The 1325-nt window shown below is 73.2% G+C and carries 3 protein-coding genes; 2 read left to right on the forward strand and 1 reads right to left on the reverse strand.

The features are described 5' to 3' along the window. A partial coding sequence (locus DQW85_RS46010) for a hypothetical protein (RefSeq protein WP_205315332.1) occupies positions 1–307 on the reverse strand: 307 nt, incomplete at its 3' end. 4 nt (positions 308–311) lie between these two features. On the opposite strand from DQW85_RS46010, the gene DQW85_RS22945 reads away from it, so the two are divergent. Both DQW85_RS22945 and DQW85_RS47730 read left to right on the forward strand, forming a co-directional pair. Beyond that, a complete protein-coding gene (locus DQW85_RS22945; RefSeq protein WP_113702197.1) occupies positions 312–1160 on the forward strand; it encodes a TolB-like translocation protein in 849 nt (282 codons plus the stop codon). Between the two features lie 27 nt (positions 1161–1187). Next, the coding region (locus DQW85_RS47730) for an SIMPL domain-containing protein (protein ID WP_113702198.1) at positions 1188–1325 on the forward strand (138 nt) is incomplete at its 3' end.

Consider the following 1325-nt stretch of genomic DNA (forward strand, 5'->3'; position numbering starts at 1 on the left):
CAGCGCACCCGGCAGGGCGTCCGGCAGGGCCTCCGGGCCCGCCGCGGGGCGGCGGGCGGAACGCGGGATGGCTCATCGCCGCGGCGGCGGCCGTCACTGTCGTGCTGGTCGCGGTGGCGGTCGTCGCCGTGGCACGGCTGGCCTCACGGCCGTCCTCGTCGGCCCAGTCATCTCCCTCGGCCCGGTCCTCGTCACCGGAGTCGCCGTCACCGTCCGAGAGCCCCTCCACCTCCCCGGAGACCTCCCCGGGAACGGCCACGCCGAGCACGGGGACGGCCACCACGACCACGATCGCCCTGCCCGGCACCTCCGTGGCGATCCGCGAGGACGACGCCGACCCGATCAAGCTGGCCTCGTACAGCGTCAACAGCGGCAAGCAGGTGTACGTCCGGCGCCCCGGAACCGACGTCTTCACCAGGAACACCCGCTACTTCGAGTACGCGCTCAACGCCGACGGCACCCGGGCGCTCGGCACCGACGTCGACTACACCACCGACCACTACGCGCAGGTGTCGATCATCGACCACCGCACCGGCGCCAGGCGCGCCGTCAAGCTCAGCCGCGCGCCGATCTTCCCCACCACGCCCCGCTGGTCGCCCGACGGCAGGCTCGGGCTCGTCACCCTCTACCGGGCCACGAGCGGCGAGAGCGTCGAATACGGCTACGGCGTCATCGACGTGGAGAGCGGCACGAGCAGGACCTTCCAGATCAAGGAGCGGGGCGCCGGCGAGTGGCGCTTCTTCTGGGACGCGAGCGGCCAGGCGGTCGGCACCTGGGTGAGCGGCACGATGAAGTTCTACGACCTGGAGGGCAGGCCCGCGCGCACGCTCACCGGCAGGGGCTCGCCCGTGTGGGTGGAGGGCGACGACGTCTCACCGTCGGGCGGGCTGTACCTCGCCCACTGCTCCCGCGCCGGCAGCACGATCTGCGCCTACTCCACCTCGGGCGACGACTCCGCGCCCCGCGTCGTGCCGTTCGCCAGCACCCGGCTCATCGGCTGGTGGGACGAGGAGCACCTGGCCGTCTGGCGGCTCAGGAACGGCGGCTACGAGGCGGTGGTGATCGACCTGCGGGGGCAGGTGACCCGGGTGCTGGCGAGCGCGGCGCGGAAGGCCGAGTTCGGCGACATGGGCTTCCGCTTCAGCAGGGGCACACCCTGACCGGCATATGATCACGAAGGGGTGCACGTGACCATCGAACACGAGCAGATCGCCGTCGCGGGCGAGGGCTCCGCCTCGGCGGCGCCGGACGTCATGCGGCTGAGCGCGGGCGTCGAGGTGCGCAGGGCGTCGGCGGCCGAGGCGTTCGCCGCGGCCAGGGAGGCC

It is taken from the genome of Nonomuraea lactucae (assembly GCF_003313395.1).
In the GTDB taxonomy this organism is placed as follows: Bacteria; Actinomycetota; Actinomycetes; order Streptosporangiales; family Streptosporangiaceae; genus Nonomuraea; species Nonomuraea lactucae.